We start from the raw sequence: 23,590 nt of genomic DNA on the forward strand, positions 1-23,590 counted from the left end.
TTCTTACTAGGAGCTCTTGCGTGCGCGACGGGCAGCCAGCTCATCGATGCCGATGACTGCGTCGTCCAGGTCTACGCGCTCCGACGGGAACGACGCGATGGTGCCCGAGAGTTCCTTCACAATGCCCGGTACAGCAATTCCGAACACGCCCTGGCCGCCACCGAGCAGGTCAATAACCTCGTCTGCGGAACGGCACTCGTACACGGTGGTGCCGTCGGATACCAGGGTGATCTCGGCAATGTCGTTCACACCCCGGTCGCGCAGACGATCAACGGCCAAGCGGATGTTCTGCAGGGAGATGCCCGTATCCAGCAGACGCTTGACAATCTTGAGCACCAGAATGTCGCGGAAGGAATAAAGACGCTGGGAGCCAGAGCCACGGGCGTTCCGAATCGACGGCTTAACCAGATCAGTACGCGCCCAGTAGTCGAGCTGACGGTAGGTGATCCCCGCTACCTGGCATGCAATGGGCACTCGGTAGCCGACTTCATCGCCCGGGCCGACGTCGAAAAGCGATTCCTGGACGTAGGCGCCGTTGAGGGTGTTGTGCTCGATCACGTAATTACTCCGTTGGGGTTTAGGTCCACAGATGCGTCTGTAGCACGTATCTGCCATTAAAAGGCAAGGTTAGACGCTCGTCAATACATCTCGGTCCGACACGCCGAACCCTCAACCTCAACTTTAAGTTTAGGAACGATTTTCCCGTTTGTCACCCTCTGCCCCAGGGCCTTCATCTGAATCATTGGCCTCAGAAGAATCATTGCTATCAACTTCAAGGTCAAAGTCCAGGTGACGCAAGATTTCATCGACCTCACCAGACGGGCTGGAGGGCTCCGAGTCCTCGCCAAAACGGAAGCCCAAGTACTCCTCCAGCTCATCGTCATTGAGCTTGAGGAAGGCCTGACTCAAAGCCTCCTCGTCAGCCATCACTTCTCGCTTCATCAGCTGCGCAAGGATCAAGACATCGCTTGGCCGAGCATCGATCACCTGCGATGACCCGAGAGTGATCTCCCCTATGTAAACACCTTCAAAGTAGCTGGTCAGCGCGAGTTGCCGGACGCCTCCTTCGACATGCTCCAGAGTCTCCGCTAAGAGATCGTAAGTGTTGGGGCGACGCTGCGTATCGACGTCCTCGTCATCCTCTATCCTGCGCTCAAGCTCATCGGCATCGTGCGCAGATACCCAAATGGGCAGTATCCGAGCTTCTTCGCGCCACAGCAAGAGTGCGCAATGAAAAGGCTCGGGCCCGATGCGCTGAATCCCGGCAAGTTCCAGCTCGATCATGAGGACTGCACATCCGCACGTACTGCAGCCTTCACCAACACTGAATGCAGGTTGATGACCAAGGACGTCAGGTGAGCCGCGCTCTCCTCAGCTGCCTGCTTGGCGTCCGCGCTGCGTCCATGCCCGGACTGTGCACCTGCTGCGCTGGTGATAACGTCCGCCTGGCGCTGCGCAGCGGTCTTGACACGCTTGAGGTGGGAAACGCTCAACCCCGACTCGTGAAGCTTGTGGGCCGCTGATGCGGAAGCAACGTCGTCGGCGGTAAAAAATCCGGAGGCATCGGGCGTGATGATTCCAGCCTTGACCAACTCGGCCAGGAAAGTCTCCTCGCACTGCGCCTGAGCGGCTAGATCTGCTGCAGTCACGCGGGTTTGCTGAACAGCCAAGGAAACCGGACTTGATGCAGCCGCCTGAGCTGCCGGGGTCATCACTGCTGCGACGTGCCCCGCATCCATGGCGTCGAGCTGCTCTCGGATCACCTTCAACGGCAGGTAATTGTCCCGCTGTGTAGTCAAGATGAAACGCAGGCGCTCTACATCGTCATCGGTGAAACGACGGTATCCGGAAGCGGTCCGCTGAGGGGTGATCAGGCCTTCTGATTCCAAGAAGCGAATCTTAGAAACGGTGACCTCAGGAAACTCTTCCCGGACACGTTCCAAGACCACACCAATGGACATCGTCTTCTTAGTCTGGCGGGAAGCCTGCGGTTTACGGAGTGCGTTCACAGTCAAAGAGATTTCTTACTACCGAGGAATTGGGTACATAAAAGTGCAACCACGAATACGGAGCACGGACCCGATAGCGATTCTCATGCCGAAAAGCTACCGGTTCCGCCCTACTGTTCGTGGCCGGACCGGGCGATAGTTCTTACTTATCGCCGAGGATGAAAACCAGGCGGAACTTGCCGATCTGGATCTCGTCGCCGTTGGACAAGACCTGAGCGTTGCGTGGCTCCCGGTTGACGTAGGTTCCGTTCAGAGATCCCACATCTACGACCTCGAAGTCGCCCTCGCTCATGCGGAACTCAGCGTGGCGACGCGACACCGTCACGTCATCCAGGAAGATGTCGGACTCCGGGTGGCGACCCGCCGAGGTGGAGGTCTGGTCGAGAAGGAAACGTGCCCCAGCATTGGGTCCACGCTTAACCACCAGGAGAGCCTGCCCGCTCGGCACGCCTTCAGCACTGTCGGCTGGAGCGGCAGCTGCCTGGGACTCCATTTCCTTCAGCAGATCCGAGCGGAAGACCGAGGTGGTCTCGATCTGAGCCTCCGGGGTGCCCGTGTTCTCACTCATTATTTACCTCCGAGTGGTTTCGATTTATTGGTAATCATACTAGCGCGACGATGCTCATGCCCCGTCACTATCAACTGATAAAGCTTTCGAATGTCGAAAGGGCTCCGCCACCGCCACCGGACAGGGGATTGTCCGAGACCATGTACGTCCACGTGGCGGATGGGCGAGAGCGTCCGGCGTCTTCCAGGTGTGCCCCCGAATCGTCGATAAGCACAGAGCGGAACGTCTCCACCGACTTCTCTACCGCTCGTTGGGCAAGATCTTTAAACTCGCGAACCGCAATGCGATGAAACTCGTCGATCGGGGTTTCCTTGGCAATCGCGCGCAAATGAATCGATTCGCGCACGTCGTCCATGATGGCAAGGTGCTCTGCCCACTCATCGTCCAAGTGAAAGAGCATGATCTCGCGCGCAGCCTGTTGCTTCGTCTCCGCATTCAAATGCTCTAGCTCTGCGGCTCTCTCTGGGGCGGCCTGGGCAAGCTGCTGCCAGGCGGCATCTGTGTCCAGGAGGCTCGCGCGTCGTTCGTCGATGATCTCACGCTGATCAGCCAGCAGCTTGTTGTATTTCCAGGTCTGGGCGTGAATGGTGAGCAGCTGCCCTTCAGTCACTCGCTGGCAGTGGGCAATGAAGTCATGCACGCGCTTTTCCTCGATACGGCCCGCTTGATCAGGCTGCGCACTGACCTGTGCACCGTCGCTTCCGGTGGTGATGAGGTCATCTTCCAAGCTGACAAAGAACAGACTCTCTCCCGGGTCTCCCTGGCGACCACTACGTCCGCGCAGCTGGTGATCTAGACGTGAGGAACGGTGACGCGAGGTGCCGATGACCTTGAGTCCACCCAGCTCTGCCACGCCTTCGCCCAGAGTGATGTCGGTTCCGCGCCCGGCCATCTGCGTGGACACGGTCACGCGGGAGGCCTTTCCGGCTTCGGCGACAATCGCTGCCTCCTGTTCGTCGTTTTTCGCGTTCAGTACCGCTACTGAGATTCCACGTTTCTCGAGCGCAGCGGCTAATGCCTCCGATTCAGCAACGTCATGTGTACCCACCAGTACCGGCTGTCCCTTCGCGTGGGCCTGAGCAATCTCCTCGACGACTGCCCGGTTACGCAATTGCGCAGTGGCATAGACGGCATCGCTATGGTCGATGCGCTGGCTCGGGACGTTGGGCTCGATGACGGAAACCGTAAGCCCATAGAATTGCCGCAGCTGATCCACCGCTTCTACTGCGGTACCCGTCATGCCGCACACCGTGGGATAGCGCGACATCAACGCCTGCAGAGTGATCTGGTCCAGGATGCGTCCCCCGTCGGATACCGCAAGGCCCTCCTTAGCCTCGACCGCGGCCTGCAAGCCATCGGGCCAACGCTGCAGGTCGGCCACACGGCCCCGAGAAGCGTCGATGAGCTGCACCTTGCCGTCCTGCACCAGGTAGTGGACATCCCTGGTCAACAGCGCCTGTGCATGCAACGCCAGGTTCACCCGCACCAGAACCGAGCCGATAGCGTCCTCCGAATACAACGAATCGATGCCCAAGCGTCGCTCGATCTCCGCTGCACCCTCGTCTGTCAGGAACACGTTTCGCCGATCCGCATCAACCGTGTAGTGGCGCCCCTCGCGCAGATGAGAAACAGCCGCGGTGATCTCACCTGTCGACTGTTGTGCGCTCACACTTCCCGCCAGAACAAGCGGTACGAGTGCTTCGTCTACGAGGACGGAATCGGCTTCGTCGACAAGCGCCACATCAGCGTGCACCTGAACCTCGTCCTCGCGGCGGGTTACCTGATTGTCGCGCAGGTGGTCGAAGCCGATCTCAGTGACCGGTGCATACACGACGTCGCAGGCGTAGGCGTGACGACGCTGCGGTGCGTCCATTTCATCGATGACGTGGGAAACACTCACCCCGAAAAACTCCACAAGCGGACGCATCCACTGAGCGTCTCGGGCCGCCAGATAGTCATTCACAGTCACCACATGGACGCGCTTGCCGGACATCGCGAAGCCTGTTGCTGCCATCGCGCCCACCAAAGTCTTGCCCTCACCTGTGGCCATGTGGATAACGTCACCAGCCAAGAGTCGCTGCACACCTTGCAGCTGCACGTCGAAAGGCTGCAACCCCATCGTGCGCTCTGCGGCAAGCGCCAAAGACGCCAAAACAACAGGGTGTTTGCCTTCACCCTGCGTGTTGGCAGCCTCACGCCCCCGTTGTGCTACCTGCGCGTCTGACCAACCCCGCATCTCTTCCATCGCAGCTCGGGCGGCTGCGACGGTCTTGAGGGATTTCTTCTGGTTGCGCTCGGACTGCGCTCCCATTGCCCTCCAGAACCATCCAAAAGCTGCCATGTCTTGTCCTTCCGCTTGGATGAGCAGGGACCGGTCGGCCCGGGTCGTTAACGCTGCCATACTAGTGCACCACCTCCCCAGCGGGGATGGGGACTCGGCTGCGATAAAGTAAGGCAGACTTCGACCGGAAAGAAAGGCCGTCAGTGCAATCCGTCAACGTGTCCCTGCCCTCATCTACAGGCGTCAAGCTCGCAGCCACCATCGATTTTCCGTCGACGCGCCCTAAGGCGTTTGCGATCTTCGCGCATTGTTTCGCGGGATCTCGCCATACCCCTGGCGCTTCGCGCGTGTCCAAGCGCCTCACTGATTACGGAATCGCCACATTGCGTTTCGACTTCCCCGGCCTAGGCCAGTCCGAAGGCAAGTTCCAGGACACTTCGTTCTCGCAGAATGTCGCCGACATCAAGGCTGCCTACGCCTGGTTGGAGGAAAACTACCAGGCTCCGCAGTTGATCATGGGGCACTCGCTGGGTGGAGCTGCCACTCTCAAAGCCGCCACCGAGCTGAAAGGTCTGAAGGCCGTCGCCACGATTGGCGCTCCCTTCGATCCCGCCCACTCCGTTCTGCATTATGCCGACAAGATCAGCGAGGTTGATGCCAACGGAGAGGTCACCGTCACGCTGGGTGGGCGCGAGCTTGTGATTTCCCGTGGCTTCCTCGAAGATCTGGCGGAAACCAACCCAGAGGCCTATCTCCCCCGCCTGCGCAAGCCCCTTCTACTCGTGCACTCCCCGATCGATCAGACCGTCGGCGTGGACAACGCTCAGACCATCTTCTCGCTCACCCGCTACCCCAAGTCTTTGGTGGCCCTAGACAAGGCCGACCACCTGCTGACCAGGCAGGGCACGGCACAGCGCGCAGCTGACATCATCGGCGATTGGGTACAGTTCTACCTCCGCGATGAGTCCGCGGTCGAGACCCCCGAGAAGGATCACGTATTCTCCCACAGCGCCCGGGGTCTGCGTTATGGCGATGTGGTGTCCACGACCTTCGGTGAGATCCAGACCGATCGCACCAAACGGGACGGCGGTAAAGATCAGGGCCACTCGGCAGCCGATTTGCTGATGGCTGCTGTCGCGGTGACAGCGTCTCAAGCCATCCGCAAGGCTGGCTCGAAGATGGACCTGGACGATGTGCGAGTAGATGTCCGCCAAGTTGATTCCACCACCTTCGAGCGCCGCATCGAGCTGATCGGTGACTTGAGCGCAGAGGAGAAGGAATCGTTGCTCGCCGTCGCTAAGTCCAGCGACGTTGACGGCCTATTCTCTGGCATCACTGTTCAGGATCGCTAGTGCGTTGCCCGTGTAGCACCGGACTGCCCTTCGACGAGTGCTGTCAGCGTTATCACGAGGGACAGCCAGCCCCGACCGCCCTCGCCCTCATGCGGTCTCGATTCAGCGCATTCGCAGTGCGTAACGAGGACTACTTGCTGCGGACTTGGGCCCCGGCCACTCGTCCGGATTCGCTGGACTTAAGCGAATTTCCGATCCGGTTCTACCGGCTCGACATCCTGGATGTCGTCAATGGCGGGCTTACTGACGACACCGGCATTGTGGAGTTCGAAGCGTTCTACAAGGGAGCAGAGCGTGGATCCCAGCGCGAGCGCTCCCGGTTCGAACGCGGAAGTGATAACTGCTGGTATTACGCCGATGGGGTCATTGCAGACTAGTTGACCTCGGCCCTAGATCACTGCCCTTGACCTGCCGATTCGGAGCAGAAGATCACAGTGTTGTAAGCTGTGCGAGTCGCACGATACACCGCGCGACGGACGGGCTATGGCGCAGTTTGGTAGCGCACTACACTGGGGGTGTAGGGGTCGCAGGTTCAAATCCTGTTAGCCCGACAGAAATAACGCACAACCGCTGGTTGTGCGTTTTTGCCTATCTGACCGTTAAAGAACGATCGGCATCAGTCCAATCAGCATCACCGCCCATACCGCGTGCATGACTATCGCGGACGTCAAAGCCCCGGTGCGGTGGGCTTCATAGTGGGCCAGAGCGCCCACGGCGATCGCGGCCACTGCCAATAGCGGGACCAGCATGGTGGCGGTGACCGCAACGTAGAGTCCAAGCGCTGCAAAGTACACCCAGCGCCCACACCGTGGGCGGAGGTGACGGACGACGGTGTTACGGAAGAACAGTTCCTCCCCGACTCCATTTACCAAGGTGACTAGCAAGGTCAGTCCCACAGCCGGCCCCTGCGCATTGACCAGGAGCCTTTCCACTGGTCCTGCCAACACCGGGATATAGGACACGGCTACTGCCCCGAGGAAGAACAACAGCGCCAAACCAGCGCCGAAGATTGCACCACGCAGGACGTGGGTAGCCAGCTGATCCGCTTTGAAAACTCCCCTGTCGCCCTGCCACCACCAGGTGGCAAAGAGGACTGCGGCAGAAGCCAAGGTTGCCTTATAGAACGTCGGCGAGGCGGGGCTAGCCAGCGCGGATGCCAGCAGTAACGCAGCTACCAAAACGGCGGGCGCGACAACTGCTGCCCAGGGCCGGGTTTGTGGAGGGGCGGTGGGAAACGACGCCGTTGCAGTCATACTCCTCAGTGTGACATAACACCTACACTGAGCAGGGTAACCAGTGGAAGTCTAACGCGATGGAAGAGGATCCCCCGAGATGAACGAGCCTAAGCGGGAAGACGCTACCCGCCACGCCCTGGTCACCGGCGCCACCGGATACATCGGCAGCAAGGTGGTCTCAGCCCTCATCGAACAGGGGTGGGCAGTCCGTGCCTTTTCCCGGAGTCGCGACAAGGCCGAGTCCATGCCGTATAGCGAGCGCATCGTGCCCGAGCACGACACCGCGCACGCCGGTGAAGTTGAGGTCTTTGTCGGTGATGCTTCCTCGCAGGACGACCTACGTCACGCGTTAGAAGACGTCGATGTCGCGTGGTACCTCCTGCACTCCATGGGTGATAGCGAAGAAGACTTTGTCACCGCCGAGCGAAACATGGCGCAACGCTTCATTTCGGCCGCCGAAGACGCTCAGATCTCCCGGGTGGTCTACCTGGGAGGCCTCCACCCGGACGATCAGGAGCTATCCGCCCACTTGGTGTCGCGGGTCAAAGTAGGACAGGTCTTTTTGGAGTCGTCCGTACCCGCCGCATGCCTGCAGGCGGGCGTGGTAATTGGCGAAGGTTCCTCGTCGTTCACCATGCTGCGCCATGCTGCCGAACGTCTGCCTGGCGTCATCGGACCAGATTGGATCCGCAACCAGATCACCCCCATCGCCGTAGACGACGCCATCTTCTATCTCACCCGCGCAGCCAATCTGCCGGCCGAACTCAACCGCACTTTCGATATCGGTGGACCTGACACGCTGGCCTATTCGGATATGCTGAAGACCTATTCGCGCGTGACCAAGCTGCCCACCCACCCGGTGGTAACCGCGCCAATTCTTAATCAGCAAATCGCTGCCCGCGGTCTGGCGCTTGTGACCCCAATTGACCTCGGCCTCATCAACGCGCTTATGGGATCGCTACTTCACCACACAGTGGTCAAAGAGCGCGACCTGGAAGGCCTGGTTGGCCAACCCGAAGGCGGAAACACCGCCTTTGCAGAAGCTATTGCTAAAGCCACCGAGCACACTGATACCCGCCGATGGTTCAAGGTCGTTGCAGGTGTGGGATCCGCAGTGGCTGCGACCGCGGTAGCAGGCAGCGTCCTGACCAAGCCCGACAACAGGTGGTACAAGCGCTTGCGCAAACCCGCCTTCCAGCCGCCTGCATGGGTTTTCCCCGAGGCGTGGAGCGCGCTGTACTTGGACATCGCGGGCATGAGCTCGCTCGTCATCGCGGACCACCTAGAGAAAGAACAGACCACCCAGGCGCGTAGCTATGCCACTGCTTTGGGGGCAAACCTCGTGCTGAACGCCGGATGGTGTGGGTTGTTCTTTAGGGCTCGACGCCCCTGGCTATCCACCGCGGGTGCCGGGGCCCTAGCCCTGAGCAGCCTAGATCTCACTCGCCGGACCTGGAAGTCCAGCCCGGAACGCGGAGCGGTTTTGAGCCTCTATGCAGCGTGGACGACGTTTGCGACCGTGTTGTCCGGAGCCATTGCCGCAAAGAACGAGGGTTAGAGCTCACTCACGCTCGTCGCCTCCACGACCGTTTGCACGCCTGGGGCCTTGCCGCAGGAGGCTAGGACCCCGTCTACTTCGCGGCTACGCGTTTCGACAACAAAGCGTCGCCCGTCACGGTGCTCTACGACAGAACCGTGCACAGAGAGATCGCCGTAGTAAACCGTCTCCCCGACCTTAGCCAGCTGGGTGGCCACGGCAATTTCGGTAACTTGCCCGTGCTGGTCATAAATACCTCGGCCGCGATTGCTGGCCAGAAACATCTCGCCCTTATTCGCCCGCCGGACCAAATCTGTGGCCGCCAAGTAATTCAGTCGACCAAAGCTATACCCCCAGGGCATAAGCAGAACGGACGGGGCGAAGCGGTGCCCCTTGGTGTGGCTGGTCTCCCATACGCTGTCCGTTCCACCATGTGCGCAGAAGGCCTGGTGCAGGGAGGAGGCCAACGGACGCCCCTTAATCGCACAGCACACGTCCCGCTTGCCGTGAGTACACACTAAGACCAAGGGATGCTCAACGATCTCTGCGTCGTTCTTTCCTGGCCCACTCAGATCGAGGTTGAGAATTTCCTCCGGACCATTCATCCACACCAGCTCAGTGATCGCTAGCTCGGCCCACACGATAAAGCAGTGCGACCGTCTTACCTGCCGCCCTTCTCTTCCAGGCTGGCGGATCAGCTGGAGCCCGGCTTTGCCGTCCAAGTGAGCGGCAATCTTTGCAGTGAGATCAGAGCCAAAGGTATCTCCGTCTAAGACATCATGGCTCCACCCGTTCGGATGCTCGAAAACTACGTACACCCGCTCCGTCTTAGCCGTGCCGGGCAACGGCTCGATAGCGAAGTCGGAGCAGCGCGAAGCCTGAGCCGATTGTGCTGAATCCGTCGAAGTCACAGACGTATTATCTCCTCTCAGGCGTCCTGTGGAACCCGCACCGAAAGCGACAGGGGATCCAACCTGATGGCGAAAGAACGAACTTTACCCACGGTATCGCCGTCAACTTCAAAGACTTCAGGCTGCGAAAGCTCGACAGAGACAGTGTGTCCTGTGGCGTAGTGAACATCGTCTGAAGTGTGCTTGGCACCGTCGAAACGCTTCCCACGGCCTAGGTACTTCCAGGCAATTTGACCAGCGATGCGGCAGATAATGGGGATCCAGCCAAAGACTCCCTTGGGGCGCATAATTAAGAGGTCGATAAGCCCGTCGTCGGGTTCTGCATCCGGAATGAGCTCGATCGCCCCGATCAATTCGCCACAATTGCCCACGATCACGGAATGAGCCCGGGTCTTTGTCTCCTCCCCCTCATCAATTCGGTAGGTGAGATTCAAGCGGTTTCCTCCGCCGAGTGACTTGATCACAGCCACTGCATAGGCGAACACACCGGTCTTCTTCTTCAGGTCATCGTCGGTGTTCTCAATCATTTGAGCATCGATACCCACGCCAGCCATGACAGCGAATGGGATGGTGCGTTCCTCGCCGCTTTCATCAACCACGTCTGCAGCACAGAAGTCGATCACTCGGTCTGCGCCGCCAAAAGCGACGTCAATGGCCTTTTCCATGCCCAGTGGCAATCCCAAATTGCGTGCAAGCAGATTGCCAGTTCCCTGCGGGATGATGCCCATTGCAGCTTCAGTATCCCGCAGGCCAGTGGACACGGCACGCACCGTCCCATCACCGCCACAGGCCAAGACCATGTCTGCGCCATCGGCAGCAGCCTCTTTCGCTTGCCCCTCGCCGGGATCATCTTCGGTGGTCTCGACCCATTCGGGCTCCTGCCAACCGTGTTTGGAGGCGGCCGCCTTGACGAGCGGCTCGAGTTCCTCGCGTTCAATCTTGACCGGATTGAAAACGATGACGGCTCGCTGGTTGTTGTGTGACATGCCCACTACTTTAGCGGTGCTTACTAGGTATGGTCAGAGCACCGGCCGTGAGATCGCGCTTTGTACAGTGGTGAGTTGTGCAGCGCCCGTCACTCCATCGTCCGCCTTCGGCCAAGTCCACCCCGACGTTTCGGTCTACTCAACATCGCCAGCATTCTGCTGGAGCCTTTGTTCGAGATGCAGACGTCTACGATGCTGTGCGTCCCTCGTACCCCCCGGAAGTGACTTCTCTGCTCAACGGCTGCGACCAGATCGTGGACATTGGTGCAGGCACAGGAAAGTTCGTCGAAAAGCTCAACGCCTCTTTCCTAGGTGCACTCGATCCTTCTCCCGCTATGGTCTCGATCGCCGCTTCCAAATCCATTGCGCACGTGTGGCAGGCAGTCGCTGAGTCAACGGGCCTGGCCGATAACAGTGTGGACGGTGCCGTCATTGCACAAACGTGGCACTGGCTGGATGCATCCGCGGTATGTCAGGAGCTTGACCGCATCCTCTCCCCTGGCGGAAAGGTGGTGCTGGCGTGGAATACGTTGGACGTTTCGCATCCGTGGATCCTGCGTCTAGCCCGCATTATTCATTCCGGAGACATTCACCGCGAGGGGTTTGTTCCTGAGGTGCATTACCCCTGGACCATTAGCCGGGAGGTACGAACCCGCTGGGTCACACACCTACGGACAGATCAGCTCCATCTGCTGGCTCACACACGCTCTTACTGGCTGAAGTCCTCGGAAAAAGTGCGCCAACGCGTTACGGATAACCTCAACTGGTATCTGCATGAACGCTTGGAATTCCAACCTGGTCAGCTGCTTCCCATCCCCTACCGCACAGACGCGTTCGTTCTGGAACGAAGCTAAAATGCGGGAATATGGCACAAGCGAATCGCATTGATGAGGCTCTAGCACAAACTCTTCTGTGGGCTAACTACGGAGAACCCAACTCGCTCGATCTCATCGATGTTGCTACTTCCGAGTTCCCCATCGCTGGACAAGAAGGCGGCTTCGTTGGCAACGATGACCATGTGGTCAGCCGCACCTTCTTCATCCGGGACCGAGACGAGGCCTCAGCCCAGGTGGAGCTCTCCACCCCCGGCGGTGGCTCAGTGCTTATCGACGGTTCGCTCACCGAGTACGACACGCACGCCGAGGCCATTCGCGCCCTTTATGAGTGGGCGCAGGCCTAGACACGAGCGGTTACTTCTTGCGGCGATCGCGACGCTCGCGCACGCGCACAGCGATTCGAATCGGGCTGCCCTCAAAGCCGAAGCGTTCGCGGAACTTGCGCTCCAGGTAGCGCCGGTAGCCAGCATCGAGGAAGCCAGTGGTAAACAGCACGATTGTCGGCGGTCGAGTCGAAGCCTGGGTGGCAAAGAGCACCTTGGGCAGACGGTTGTTCTTCATCGGCGGCGGGTTAGCCGCGATGGCCTCGCGCAGCCAGTTATTCAACTGACCGGTGGAGATGCGCTTGTCCCAGTTGTCCAGAGCCTCCATCATGGCGGGCTCAAGGCGGTGCAGGGCGCGACCGGTCTTGGCCGAGATGTTGACCTTTTTCACCCAGGGAATGTGGGCGAGCTGCTCCTCGAATTCGCGGTCGAAGAAGTAGCGGCGATCCTCCTCCATCAGGTCCCACTTATTGAAAGCCACCACTAGGGCTTTTCCAGCTTCCAGGACGAGAGCGAGCACACGCTGATCCTGCTCCGAGATGGGTTCGGAGGCGTCGATAAGCAAAACGCAGACCTCGGCAGCGTCGATGACACCGCGCGTACGCAGGCTGGCGTAGTACTCATGCCCCTGGGCATTTTTGACCTTCTTGCGCAGCCCGGCGGTATCAATGAAGCGCCAGGTCTTCTCATCCAGCTCGATGATGGAGTCGACCGGGTCCACCGTGGTGCCTGCCACGTTGTCGACCACCGAGCGCTCTTCACGGGCAAACTTATTCAGCAGAGAGGACTTACCCACGTTGGGTCGGCCCACCAGGGCCACTCGGCGCGGCCCCTCGGTAATCGAGGTAGCACGCGGCACCTCCGGGAACAGGCTCAGAGTCTTATCCAGCACGTCGGCGCCACCGCGTCCGTGCAGAGCGGAGACCGGCCAAGGATCGCCGAGGCCGAGCGAGTAGAACTCGGTCATGTCGGCAAACTGGGAGTCGGAGTCGAACTTATTGGCCACCAAGATGACAGGGACCTCGGAACGCTGCAGACGCTGCGCCATGACGGAGTCAGTTTCGGTGATACCCACGTTGGTATCCACCACCATGATGATCACATCCGCCTCGGCCATGGCGACCTCCGCCTGGTGAGCAATAGCCGCGTGGATGCCCTTAACGTTGGGGTCCCATCCACCGGTGTCCTGAACCCAGAATCGCTGACCGGACCACTCAGCCAGGTAGCGGATGCGGTCGCGGGTTACACCTGGGAAGTCCTCCACGACGGCTTCGCGGCGACCGAGGAATCGATTGACCAGGCTGGACTTGCCCACATTGGGCCGGCCCACGATCGCCACGGTGCACAGTGCTTCCTCGACCGTGTCCGGGCGACTAATGCCCAGTGCTTCCTCGACGCGCTCCCAGTCAGACTCGGTGAACTCGTCGGTGTTCTCTTCCTCAGAGAACTCGTAGTCGAATTCCGACTCGTCAAAATCAACCGGCGCCCAACCGTGGCCCGGGTTCAGTTCGTCTTCGTCGCTGAAGACGCCTTCTGCATCCATCTCGCCGCCGTGCGCGTCGTGATAGACGAACTGGGTCTCCTCAACCTCAGGGTTGTGCTCGTTTTCGTGTGAGCTCATCGGGCGGACTCCTTAATCAGGTCGATCAGCCGACGCTGTACCTCGTCGCGCGAGAGCTCAGAGGTGTCAATGACCACAGCATCATCGGCAGGCTTCAGCGGGCTGGTGGCGCGGGAAGAGTCGAGCGCGTCGCGGCGCTGCACATCGGCCAGAACGGCAGCGAAATCAACGGTGCGACCAGCGGCCTGGTCTTGGTCGAATCGGCGTCGGGCGCGTACCTCCGCGCTGGCGGTGAGGAAGGCCTTAGCCGGAGCATCGGCGAGGACGACGGTTCCGATGTCGCGCCCCTCGACGATCGCGCGATGCGCCTGCGCCGCTAGACGACGCTGCAACTCCACCAGGTTGCGCCGTACCTCCGGGATAGCGGAGACAGCGGAGACATTCTGCGTGACCTCAGGCCCGCGAATCTCTGCGGATACGTCTTCGCCATCAAACATGACTGCGGTGGCGTCCGGGTCGTCATTGACCTCGAGCGGCAGATGTTCGGTCACGGCAATCACGCCTGCAGTATCGGCCGGATCCACCCCGGCACGGAGGACGGCCAGAGTGGCTACGCGGTACATGGCGCCTGTGTCCACGTACTTGGCGTTCAGCTCCTTGGCCAATGCTCTGCACGTGGTCGACTTGCCTGTTCCAGACGGGCCATCAACGGCCAGAATCAAGCCGTTATCAGCAGTATTAGAAATCATTACATCTTCACCGCCTTGTACAGACTGGTCAGCTCGGAATCGTTCAAAGCGCGCATCGTGCCGGGTTTTTGCTCTCCCAGCTGGACGGTGTGCATCTTGGTACGCACGAGACGCTGCACCGGGAAGCCAGCTGCCTTGAGCATGCGGCGCACGATGTGCTTACGGCCCTCATGCAGCTCCACGCGAATAAGGGAGTAACCGTTATGGCGGTCCACGACCTGGACGTGATCCGCCTTGGCTACACCGTCTTCGAGTTCCACGCCGCTTTTCAAGTCACGAACAATCGAGTTGGGAGCCTCACCCAACACGGTGGCCAGGTAGGTCTTGCGCACACCGTAACGCGGGTGGGTCAAGCGATTAGCCAGCTCTCCATCGTTGGTAAGCAGGAGCAGGCCCTCCGTGTCGGCATCGAGCCGGCCAACGTGGAAGAGGCGGTTGCCTGCAGCAAGTCGGTCTGCGATGAGATCGCCCACGCAAGGACGCCCCTCTTCATCCGACATGGTGGACAGAACACCGCGAGGCTTGTTCAGGATGAAGTATTCATTGTTCTCGTTGGCGTTCACGCGGACGCCATCCACGCGGATCACGTCTCGCTCCGCATCGACGCGCATACCCTGTGTCTTCACAATGTCCCCGTTGACCTCGACGCGGCCCGCCTCAATCATCACCTCGGCATGGCGTCGAGAAGCGACACCGGCACGGGCCAGCACCTTCTGGAGGCGTTCCCCCTCTCGGGCCTGCGGCTGACCGCTGTTGGCTGCGGCGGGTGCGTCGTCTTCCCACCACTTATCGGCAAGCGGGTGGGCAGCGTGTTGCTTCTTAGCGGGCTTGGCGTGGGAGTGGCGGTAGCCAGGGTCCGGTGTGCCATCTCGGCGAGCGGGTGGGGTCACGTTGGGTACGCGTCCTTTTCATCGGTATTGGGTTATTGCCCGAGGCGAAGCCGCGGGTCTATTACAGCGCCAATCGTAGCGTTAAAACTCCTCGTCGATGGAATCAACGTCAGGCAATAGCGGCGCCAACTCCGGCAAACGATCCAGAGAATCTATACCCAGCAGTTCCAAAAGCAATTCCGTGGTGGCGTAGCGGTGAGCTCCCGTTGTGGGATCGGGGTCTACCTCTGTTACCAAACCCCGCAGATGCAACGTGCGCATGACGCCGTCGACGTTAACTCCGCGAACAGCTGCTACCTGCGCGCGCGTCACCGGTTGACGATAAGCCACTACTGCCAAGGTCTCCAGCGCGGCCCGCGACAAACGGGAGTGGGAACCGTGAAGCAGGAACTTTTCCACCGCGTCCGCGTTGTCTGGCCGGGTATACAGCCGCCATCCCTCGTCGGTACGGCGTAAATCAATGCCACTACCTCGAGAGTCATATTCCGCAGCAATTTCCTCCAAAATCCGCGTGATCTCCTGCTCATCTACCTCCACCACGGTGGCAAGTTGTTCCGCTGAGACAGGAGAATCCACGACCAGCAGAACCGACTCAAGACGAGAGCGGACTTGGGAGATAAGAGGGAGATCGAGCGCCATTACTCGGATTCTACTGCTTGACACATCTCCGCGATCCGACTCACTGCGACTGGCAGGCTCTCCGCATTGGGCGACAGTGCCTCCGGCAAGCACCCCAACAGGGGAACAGAGCACACACGCTCGAGCTCCTCAAGGTTGGTCAAAGTCGCGGCGTCGTTGGTCTCTGGGAGACTTCCCCCGACCAGCCCAATAACTGACAAACCTCGGTTACGCGCAACCTCCACCGTTAACTCCGCAGAGTTCAGGCTGCCTAATCCAAGTGAGGTAACCACAACCAGCGGAGCACCCAATTCGCGGGCAACGTCTGCGAGAGTGTAATCCTCGGCCAACCGCACGAGCAGGCCCCCAGCGCCCTCAATGAGGGTTACGGGACAGGCTTGCTTTTTGATGCTGTGACACAACTCAGCCAGGCTGGGCTGTGAAATGCCCGCCCGCCGAGCCGATACATTCGGGGCAAGGGGTTCCGGATATACGTGGAGTTCTTGCGTATCGACGCCGCTTAGCCGCGCAACCTCAGCAGCGTCGCCCTCCCCCGGATTCGTCCCCGTCTGCATGGGTTTGATCACTCCGACCTCTAGCCCGGACTGAACCAGACCAGCTGCCAGGGCAGCCGTGACCCATGTCTTTCCCACATCCGTGCCGGTGCCGGTTATGCAGATGAACAATTCGTGGTCCTTTGCTACTCGTGAGCCGCGACGATAGCGCGCATGGCGTCGCAGATGGCCGCGATGTCGCTGCGTGTGCAGATGAAAGGTGGCATGGTGTAGACCAGTCGCCCGAAGGGGCGCAACCACACCCCGTAGGAAATTGCAGCCTCGGTCGCCCGTGCCATATCGACGTCCTCGCGCATCTCGATGACTCCGATAGCACCCAAAACTCGAACATCAGCCACTGCAGCGCTGCCCTCGATTCCCGCCAAACCTTGGCGTAACCACTCCTCAATCTGGGCAACTTGAGTGCGCCAATCTCCACGTTGAATAAGCTCCAAGGAGGCAGCAGCCACCGCACAGGCTAAGGGGTTAGCCATAAACGTAGGCCCGTGCATGAGGGTTCCCACCCCATCGGTGATTTCAGAGGTTGCCATTACTGCTGCCAGCGTCATCGTTCCCCCGGTGAGCGCTTTGCCCACACACATGATGTCCGGAACCACTCCGTGATCGAGGGTGGCAAAGAGCGAACCACTCCTGCCGAATCCGGTGGCGATCTCATCGGCGATCATGAGGATTCCGCGCCGGGTACACAGCTGACGAATACCAGCAACCAGTCGTGGGTGATGAAACCGCATACCTCCAGCGCCTTGCACGACGGGTTCGATAATCACCGCCGCTACATCGTCAGTGACCTCGAGTTCACATTGACGCAGATATGCTGCGACCTCTTCTTCGGGCGCATCCCAGACTGGTGGAGCGGGGGCAAACGTAGCCTGGGCCAGAGTTCCGCTAAAAAGGTGGTGCATCCCGTTGATGGGGTCGCACACCCCCATCGCGCCAAAAGTGTCACCGTGATACCCGGACCTCCAGGTCATGAGTTTGGTGCGTTCCGGATGCCCGGTCGCACGCGCATACTGCAACGCCATCTTTATGGCTACCTCCACGGAAACCGAGCCAGAGTCCGCGAAAAACACTGAAGAGAAGGCATGGTCGGTGAGTTGCAGCAACAAATCCCCGGCTCGAACAGCGGGTTCGTGAGTTAAGCCACCGAACATGACGTGAGGCAGGATGTCGAGCTGCGCATGGGCAGCTGCCATCAGGTGTGGATGGCGGTGCCCGTGGATCGCACACCACCAAGAGCTCATGGCATCGATGACCTTTTCGCCGCTGCCGAGCGTGATGTGAACCCCTTCTGCACTGGTCACAACCCGGGAGCCCGCATGTGCAGGCGCATAGGGATGCCATAGGTGGGCGGAGTCGAACTGTTCAATGGCGCTCGTGTTCAGAGATAACGTCACCCAACCGAGCATAATTGAACAGTGTTCAATCCCAGTTGCTTGCCGCTACTACGGCAGGATCCACCTCCAGGCCAGTCCACTGCACATTCAGTTCTCCCAGCGACTCCGCCTGCGACGCCTCAACAGCCTTCGCCTTATACAACTCAAGGAGAGCCAAGAAGCGGCCAACGACCTCAATACTGAGCGTGCAGTCCCGGGTAAGCGCCGCAAAGTTCAGCCATTGCCCCGGGCCGACGATGCGCAGTATGTCCAGCATCTTTCCAGCCTGCTCAGGTACCGAGACCGCGACCTGATGGATGTGCCCTGTGGACACCTCTTCGGGCGGGCGAGGGCGGAAAGCTCCCGCCGCGATGTGCGCAAAGGAGGCGGCATCGAGGTCCAATTTCAGGGGTGGGAGCAAATCGGTAAACCGATCCTCCACCCCTACCGCTCGGGGATACCTCCGGCGGGCATCGCGCTGCCACTGAGCGAATACGGAGGCAACTTCCTTGTAGGCCCTGTACTGCAGAAGCCGGGCAAACAGCAGGTCGCGCGATTCTAAGAGCGCAAGATCGTCCTCATTCTCTACCTCGCCGCGAGGAACAAGGCGGGCAGCCTTTAGATCCACCAGAGTTGCCGCCACCACAAGAAACTCTGTGGTCTCCTCCAAGGCGTCCGATACGTCGAGTGCCCTGACATAGGAGATGAATTCGTCCGTCACCTGCGCCAACGCGACATCTGTGATATCCATCTTCTTCGCGTTGATGAGTTGCAAAAGCAAGTCGAACGGCCCCTCGAAGTTGCCCAATGCCAGGGTGAACCCCGTGATCTGAGGCTGCTCCGAATGGTCAGGTGATACCGCCGTGCTTTGGGATCGACGGGGCCCAATCGCGATCGGCCGAGCGCGCGTGCTGGCCACCGAGACCTACCCTGTGCGCTCGATGACTTCGAGTGCCAGGTTGCGGTACTGTGCAGCACCCTGCGAACTAGGCGCCCAGGTGGTGATGGGCTCGCCGGCGACTGACGTTTCCGGGAATCGAACGGTGCGGGTAATCACGGTATCGAATACTCGGTCGCCAAAGACCTCAACGACCCGGTCCATGACTTCGCGGGCATGGGTGGTTCGGCGATCAAACATCGTGACGAGGATGCCCACGATCTCGAGGTCGAAGTTGATGCGATCACGCACCTTCTCCACCGTGTCCGTCAGCAGTGCGAGTCCACGCAGGGAGAAAAACTCGCACTCCATGGGAATGATCACGCCGTGCGAGCAGGCTAGCGCATTGACCGCCAACAGGCCCAGGGATGGTCCGCAGTCGATGATGATGTAGTCGTAGTCTCGACGCACAGGTCGTAGCGCACGCCCGAGGGTTTGCTCGCGGCCGACTTCATTGACCAGTTGGATCTCGGCGGCGGATAGATCAATGTTGGCCGTCACCAGATCAAGGCCAGACACGTTGGTGTGGCGAATGGCCGAGTGGATCGAGCTGGTGTTATCCAGCATGAGGTCGTAGACAGTGGTGAGTTCCTCGTCATGCCCCACGCCTAACCCAGCCGACAATGCACCCTGTGGGTCAAGGTCAACGAGCAGCACCTTGCGCCCTTGCTCTGCTAGGCACGCTCCCAGGTTGATGGTCGTCGTGGTCTTTCCCACCCCGCCCTTCTGGTTCACCATTGAGATGATCTTGGCGGGGCCGTGCCTATCCAAGGCAGGGGGCTGAGGAAGCTCGCGCTTGGGTCGGCCGGTCAACCCCATCTCCGGCTTATCAAACAGCCCGTTGTCTCCCACAGTCATCGCCTCTTCCTTGACTACGTGAGCGATCCCTAGGCTTCTCACGTCTTGCATTGGCGCCAGCAGCGAATAACACCGCTGTTACTTACTCAATGCCAGATACTACCTGGAGTGCCAACCCCTGCACGGAATACGCCCGGGACTGTCGAGAGTCTTTAGGTAAGAGGGGACGTCGAGAAGCGAAAGTCAAGTCATACACCTTGACCTATGCTCGCGGATGGGACTCCCTCCACACGCTGCGCAAGTTGTCGGCGGTTACGTGAGTATAGATCTGGGTGGTGGTCACCGAGGAGTGCCCCAGCAATTCCTGCACCGATCGTACGTCCGCCCCGCCCTCTAGTAGATGGGTGGCGTAGCTATGGCGCAGAGTGTGAGGCGAGATGTCTTTGGAGATCCCGGCCCGTTGGGCTGCACTCTTAATCACGGCCCACGCGCTCTGCCTAGACAGAGTGTTGCCGCGGGTGTTCAGGAACAGCGCGTGACTGGCACCTGTCGCCAAGACTGGACGAGCACGAACCACGTAGGCTTCCAACGCTTCAGTCGCCGCTCCGCCCACAGGAACGATCCTCTCCTTATTGCCCTTGCCACGCACTCGAATGTAGCCATCCATCTCTGCCACATCGTCGACGGTCAATCCGATGACCTCAGAGATACGCGCGCCCGTTCCATACAGAAGCTCAAGCAATGCGCGATCTCGAATCTCCAGCGGTCCCGCGGACTCCCCCTCGCCCACCGCTGTGAGTAGCTTTTCGACTTCGGCGATGCTCAAAGTGTCCGGAAGGTGCTGCCCTGTCGCCGGCGGGGAAATTTCTGCCGTCACATCCACCGCGATAGCGCCCTCGGCCAATGCGAAGCGGTGCAGCCCACGAGCAACCACCAACGCTCGCCCCGCTGATGAGGCGGCCAGGGGCGTTCCACAAGAACGACCTGATCGCAGATCGGCAACGTAACTCTCGACGTGCTTTTCGGTCACGTCTTGGAGGCTGTCAATCCCGACAGCGGATAGCCAATCAACGTAACGTTGGACGTCGCGGCGGTAGTTGCTCAGCGTGTTTGCGCTCAATCCTCGCTCTACTGCGAGGTGATCTAGCCACGACCGGGAGAGGTCTTCGACAGTCATGACGCTTCCTAGGGCTGGCTAGGCAAACGCTTCATGTCGGGCGCAATGCCGGCGGCTTCCCGGCGCTGAGCCAGGCGCATCGGGCGAGCGGGAAATGGGCAATCGGCGGGGCGGCCGGATCCCCGCCCAGCCAACACCTCGCTTGCAGCGAAGATGCCTGCCACCGCAATCGAGTTCATGATTTCGGATCGCAGGATCTGCGCACGGGCCTCGGCTAGCGATACCCATTGATTGGACATGTCCGCCTCTTCATCATCCTCGCTCTCGGGGCGCTCGACGGAGCGCAGTCCGGTGGCAAGAAAGATGCGGCAGGCCTCGTCGCAATAACCGGGAGAGTTCATCACGTCTGTCAAGACCGTCCAGGATGCGGCGGCCAAACCCGCTTCCTCAACGAGCTCACGCTGTGCGGCCTCTAAGGGATCCTCGCCTGCAATGTCGAGCAAACCAGCCGGCAGCTCGAGCAGACGTTGGCCTACGCTGTGGCGATACTGGCGCACCATCGCCACTCGCCCTTCTTCGTCGACAGCCGCGACCGCCACTGCACCGAAGTGCTCAACGACCTCCCTGCTGGCTTGTGTTCCTCCGGGCATGACCACGGTGTCGCGGCGCAGCCCCAGAATCGGCGATTCCACCAGGTATTCCGAGGAGACTACAGAGAACTCATGATTTTTGAACATTGAACCCTCCTACTGCCCTGGTGCGACGGACTGGGCAGATTCGCCAACACCGTAATGGCCATGCTTCTTACGCATTTGCTCGGCCAGGGACAGCACAACCGCGACCTGCCCAGCCTTCTGGTCCACGTTGTCCACGGTACTGACCGCAGCGTCGCTGCCACGCAAGACGCCTACGGCGTCGACCTGCTCCGCCCCGTTTCCGCCTGCTATCACAACTGCGTTTCCGGTGGACTTGATACCGCGGGCAGTATCGGCGGCCACGTCGGCTGCGAACTGTCCCCCGCCTTCAGCAAATAGCACCACGCCCTGGGCGGGGCGAATCGTATCGTCCTCATACATAATGAATCCCGCTTGCCGCAGCCCCTGGAGAACCTGGGCACGCTCATCCACGGAGACCAGCGGCTCCCCGCTTTCTGGGTTGAGCATTAGTGCCGTACCCAGAAGTGCACCGAGCTTCTTCTGCGGCGTATCGAGCTTTTCTGAATCCTTGATTGCTTCTCCCACCACAGAGCTGAGCTCCTCGGCGTGCTTCTGCTCAAAGAATTTTGACGTCAGCTCAATAGTCCCGGCGTCGATTGCCTCAGTACCCTGCAGAAGCTCACGCGTCTCCTGGACTCCCGGCGCTCCGGGAGCAGTCAGAGTTATCACCGGACGATTCTTTAGCTCGTCCTTGACGGCAGCCGCTCCCAGCATCGCGACCATTTCCTCGTTCGCGCGCTGGGCTCGCTGCACGCGCTCATCGACGGGCGCATCAACCTTTTCTGGCTTCGCCTTGGGCTGCGACGCTTCCGGATTCTCCATCGTCCAGCCTGATTCTGGCGTGCCTCCGAACCCCGGGGTATGGGGAGCAATGACCAACGCACCCAGCCCCACTCCGATTGCCGTTCCTAGGCCCAGGCCGGCGATGACGTATCCCGCCACGCTAGAACGCATGTGTATTCCTCACTCTCTCGGGTGTGTTCGGTGTGCTTATCGACGCCGAATCTTCAGGCCGATTACTTGAACAGTCCTTGGAACCACAGAGCGATGGAGTTCCACGTATCAATCAGGTTTTGCGTGAACGAACCGTCTCCGCTGAACCCAACGACAGCAACAATCGCTGCCAGAGCAACCAAGAGGCCGAAAATGGCCCATAGCCAGGCTCCAGCACCAGAGCTGCTCGAGGTGTACAGGCGCTCGATGGCCCGGGCATTAACCAACTTGGCCCCCAGCTTCTGGCGCACCAGGCTTGAGGCCGGTGCGGCCTCCGGGCGATCATGCAAGACTCCGTCCAAGTCCACGGAGGGCGCGGCAGAGACGATCAGGTCAGCCCCATGGTGATCAGCCAACAGCAACGCTAGATCCGTAGAGGACTCAACGGTGGTGGGGAACGTCATCGCCCCCACCCCCAAATCGTGGATGCGATCCAGCCCAATCGCAGATCCATCCGCATCCGCTGGCAGGATGACCTGCGCTCCGGAACGCAGCAGATCGGCATCCACCTCGGCCGGATCACCGACGACAACGTCGGGACGGTAGCCGGCAGATTCAGCAGTGTTGGCCGCGGATTCCACGCCGATGATTACCGGGTCGAACTCGCGAATGAAGTGGCGCAGGCTCCGCAACTGCTCGGCAAGGCCCGCGTGCGGGCTCAGCACGAGGACTGTCTTACCTGCCAGGTCCTCGCCGATCTCGGGGATTCCCAGTCCGTCGATGAGGAGCGGACCCTCGGTGTGCAGGAAGGAGATGGTGTCGTCGTAGTAGGTTTCCATGCGCTTGACCAAGCCCTTCTGCGAGGTGGCAAACGTCTGCTCGGCTGCCTCTCGGGTCAGCACACGACCCTCAGACAGCAGCTTTTCTCCGTTGTAGATCCGCCCGTCTGTGGTAACTCGCCCCTTCTTGGAGCCGTCACGGAACGAGGCACGGAACTCCGCGCCGGCTCCCTCGATGAGCTGGATGCCGGCGTCGAGAAGCATCAAGGGGCCGTAATGCGGAACTCCAGACATGCTAAACGTGTCCACATTGACGACCGCGGAGGGACCAGCGTCGATGAGAAATTGCGCCTCGCGTCGGCTGAGGTTGGCGGTGTCGATCACGGCAATGTCGCCGGATCGCACCTTGCGACGGCCTTTGCTCCCCGCGGTGCAATCGCGCAGGGTTCCAGAGCAGAGCGTCAAGTCGTCGGAGGATGCAGAGGTCAGGCTCATGCGCTGCATTC

At 60.1% G+C, this 23,590-nt stretch carries 25 protein-coding genes and 1 tRNA gene; 6 read left to right on the forward strand and 20 right to left on the reverse strand.

What is annotated here, in order from left to right; translation table 11 throughout:
* Window positions 1–6 precede the first annotated feature (6 nt).
* The 5 genes from FHE74_RS06010 to secA2 form a co-directional block, all read right to left on the reverse strand.
* The gene (locus FHE74_RS06010; RefSeq protein WP_180339695.1) at window positions 7–558 is read right to left on the reverse strand and encodes a MerR family transcriptional regulator; all 552 of its coding nucleotides are present in this window, start codon (window positions 556–558) and stop codon (window positions 7–9) included.
* A gap of 129 nt (window positions 559–687) precedes the next feature.
* Window positions 688–1,284 (reverse strand): bifunctional nuclease domain-containing protein, encoded by a 597-nt coding sequence (locus tag FHE74_RS06015; RefSeq protein WP_139465604.1) that lies wholly within the window; start codon window positions 1,282–1,284, stop codon window positions 688–690.
* Window positions 1,281–1,961, reverse strand: a complete 681-nt coding sequence (gene ftsR, locus FHE74_RS06020; RefSeq protein WP_139465638.1) for a transcriptional regulator FtsR — start codon at window positions 1,959–1,961, stop codon at window positions 1,281–1,283. Before ftsR ends, FHE74_RS06015 begins: the two co-directional genes overlap by 4 nt.
* Window positions 1,962–2,151: 190 nt before the next feature.
* Window positions 2,152–2,577, reverse strand: coding sequence for an oxoglutarate dehydrogenase inhibitor Odhl (odhI, locus tag FHE74_RS06025; protein WP_139465605.1), 426 nt, complete (start codon window positions 2,575–2,577; stop codon window positions 2,152–2,154).
* Window positions 2,578–2,647: 70 nt separating this feature from the next.
* Window positions 2,648–4,918, reverse strand: a complete 2,271-nt coding sequence (gene secA2 / locus FHE74_RS06030) for an accessory Sec system translocase SecA2 (protein ID WP_139465639.1) — start codon at window positions 4,916–4,918, stop codon at window positions 2,648–2,650.
* A gap of 143 nt (window positions 4,919–5,061) precedes the next feature.
* On the opposite strand from secA2, the gene FHE74_RS06035 reads away from it, so the two are divergent.
* The 3 genes from FHE74_RS06035 to FHE74_RS06045 all read left to right on the forward strand — a co-directional run bounded on the left by FHE74_RS06035 (window position 5,062) and on the right by FHE74_RS06045 (window position 6,761).
* Window positions 5,062–6,210 (forward strand): bifunctional alpha/beta hydrolase/OsmC family protein, encoded by a 1,149-nt coding sequence (locus FHE74_RS06035; RefSeq protein WP_139465606.1) that lies wholly within the window; start codon window positions 5,062–5,064, stop codon window positions 6,208–6,210.
* Window positions 6,210–6,587, forward strand: a complete 378-nt coding sequence (locus FHE74_RS06040; RefSeq protein ID WP_246049206.1) for a YchJ family protein — start codon at window positions 6,210–6,212, stop codon at window positions 6,585–6,587. Before FHE74_RS06035 ends, FHE74_RS06040 begins: the two co-directional genes overlap by 1 nt.
* A gap of 100 nt (window positions 6,588–6,687) precedes the next feature.
* Window positions 6,688–6,761 (forward strand) — tRNA-Pro (locus tag FHE74_RS06045).
* Between the two features lie 48 nt (window positions 6,762–6,809).
* Here the strand turns inward: FHE74_RS06045 and FHE74_RS06050 are convergent.
* Window positions 6,810–7,463: a CPBP family intramembrane glutamic endopeptidase gene (locus tag FHE74_RS06050; RefSeq protein ID WP_139465608.1), complete on the reverse strand. Its 654-nt coding sequence runs from the start codon at window positions 7,461–7,463 to the stop codon at window positions 6,810–6,812.
* A gap of 79 nt (window positions 7,464–7,542) precedes the next feature.
* Between FHE74_RS06050 and FHE74_RS06055 the strand changes: the two genes are divergently transcribed.
* Window positions 7,543–9,003, forward strand: coding sequence for a tryptophan-rich sensory protein (locus tag FHE74_RS06055; RefSeq protein ID WP_139465609.1), 1,461 nt, complete (start codon window positions 7,543–7,545; stop codon window positions 9,001–9,003).
* Here the strand turns inward: FHE74_RS06055 and FHE74_RS06060 are convergent.
* Entirely contained in the window at window positions 9,000–9,893 is an 894-nt protein-coding gene (locus FHE74_RS06060) for a sucrase ferredoxin (protein WP_139465610.1), read from the reverse strand. The genes FHE74_RS06055 and FHE74_RS06060 overlap by 4 nt on opposite strands.
* Window positions 9,894–9,910: 17 nt before the next feature.
* Complete coding sequence (locus FHE74_RS06065; protein ID WP_139465611.1) at window positions 9,911–10,879, reverse strand: diacylglycerol/lipid kinase family protein; 969 nt, start codon at window positions 10,877–10,879, stop codon at window positions 9,911–9,913.
* 221 nt (window positions 10,880–11,100) lie between these two features.
* Between FHE74_RS06065 and FHE74_RS06070 the strand changes: the two genes are divergently transcribed.
* Both FHE74_RS06070 and FHE74_RS06075 read left to right on the forward strand, forming a co-directional pair.
* The gene (locus FHE74_RS06070) at window positions 11,101–11,733 is read left to right on the forward strand and encodes a class I SAM-dependent methyltransferase (protein WP_246049207.1); all 633 of its coding nucleotides are present in this window, start codon (window positions 11,101–11,103) and stop codon (window positions 11,731–11,733) included.
* Window positions 11,734–11,744: 11 nt separating this feature from the next.
* Window positions 11,745–12,059 carry a hypothetical protein gene (locus tag FHE74_RS06075; protein WP_139465613.1) on the forward strand — a complete coding sequence of 105 codons (315 nt, stop codon included), beginning with the start codon at window positions 11,745–11,747 and terminating at the stop codon, window positions 12,057–12,059.
* A 10-nt stretch (window positions 12,060–12,069) separates the two neighbouring features.
* Here FHE74_RS06075 and der read toward each other — a convergent pair whose 3' ends face one another.
* From der to steA, 12 genes are all read right to left on the reverse strand, one after another.
* Window positions 12,070–13,659, reverse strand: coding sequence for a ribosome biogenesis GTPase Der (gene der / locus FHE74_RS06080; protein ID WP_139465614.1), 1,590 nt, complete (start codon window positions 13,657–13,659; stop codon window positions 12,070–12,072).
* The gene (gene cmk / locus FHE74_RS06085) at window positions 13,656–14,348 is read right to left on the reverse strand and encodes a (d)CMP kinase (protein WP_139465615.1); all 693 of its coding nucleotides are present in this window, start codon (window positions 14,346–14,348) and stop codon (window positions 13,656–13,658) included. Before cmk ends, der begins: the two co-directional genes overlap by 4 nt.
* On the reverse strand, window positions 14,348–15,238 hold the full coding sequence (locus FHE74_RS06090; protein ID WP_139465616.1) for a pseudouridine synthase: 891 nt from the start codon (window positions 15,236–15,238) through the stop codon (window positions 14,348–14,350). Before FHE74_RS06090 ends, cmk begins: the two co-directional genes overlap by 1 nt.
* Before the next feature lie 81 nt (window positions 15,239–15,319).
* A complete protein-coding gene (scpB, locus tag FHE74_RS06095; RefSeq protein WP_139465617.1) occupies window positions 15,320–15,877 on the reverse strand; it encodes an SMC-Scp complex subunit ScpB in 558 nt (185 codons plus the stop codon).
* On the reverse strand, window positions 15,877–16,542 hold the full coding sequence (bioD, locus tag FHE74_RS06100; RefSeq protein WP_139465618.1) for a dethiobiotin synthase: 666 nt from the start codon (window positions 16,540–16,542) through the stop codon (window positions 15,877–15,879). Before bioD ends, scpB begins: the two co-directional genes overlap by 1 nt.
* A 14-nt stretch (window positions 16,543–16,556) precedes the next feature.
* On the reverse strand, window positions 16,557–17,813 hold the full coding sequence (locus FHE74_RS06105; RefSeq protein WP_246049209.1) for an adenosylmethionine--8-amino-7-oxononanoate transaminase: 1,257 nt from the start codon (window positions 17,811–17,813) through the stop codon (window positions 16,557–16,559).
* 37 nt (window positions 17,814–17,850) lie between these two features.
* The gene (locus tag FHE74_RS06110; RefSeq protein ID WP_139465640.1) at window positions 17,851–18,699 is read right to left on the reverse strand and encodes a segregation and condensation protein A; all 849 of its coding nucleotides are present in this window, start codon (window positions 18,697–18,699) and stop codon (window positions 17,851–17,853) included.
* Window positions 18,700–18,729: 30 nt separating this feature from the next.
* Window positions 18,730–19,593, reverse strand: coding sequence for a ParA family protein (locus FHE74_RS06115; protein WP_139465641.1), 864 nt, complete (start codon window positions 19,591–19,593; stop codon window positions 18,730–18,732).
* Window positions 19,594–19,801: 208 nt separating this feature from the next.
* Complete coding sequence (xerD, locus tag FHE74_RS06120) at window positions 19,802–20,716, reverse strand: site-specific tyrosine recombinase XerD (protein WP_139465620.1); 915 nt, start codon at window positions 20,714–20,716, stop codon at window positions 19,802–19,804.
* An 8-nt stretch (window positions 20,717–20,724) separates the two neighbouring features.
* Window positions 20,725–21,393: an NUDIX domain-containing protein gene (locus tag FHE74_RS06125; RefSeq protein ID WP_139465621.1), complete on the reverse strand. Its 669-nt coding sequence runs from the start codon at window positions 21,391–21,393 to the stop codon at window positions 20,725–20,727.
* A 9-nt stretch (window positions 21,394–21,402) separates the two neighbouring features.
* Window positions 21,403–22,326, reverse strand: coding sequence for a copper transporter (locus FHE74_RS06130; protein WP_139465622.1), 924 nt, complete (start codon window positions 22,324–22,326; stop codon window positions 21,403–21,405).
* A 62-nt stretch (window positions 22,327–22,388) separates the two neighbouring features.
* Entirely contained in the window at window positions 22,389–23,588 is a 1,200-nt protein-coding gene (gene steA / locus FHE74_RS06135) for a putative cytokinetic ring protein SteA (protein ID WP_139465623.1), read from the reverse strand.
* Window positions 23,589–23,590: the final 2 nt, after the last annotated feature.

The organism is Corynebacterium tapiri (assembly GCF_006334925.1).
GTDB lineage: Bacteria > Actinomycetota > Actinomycetes > Mycobacteriales > Mycobacteriaceae > Corynebacterium > Corynebacterium tapiri.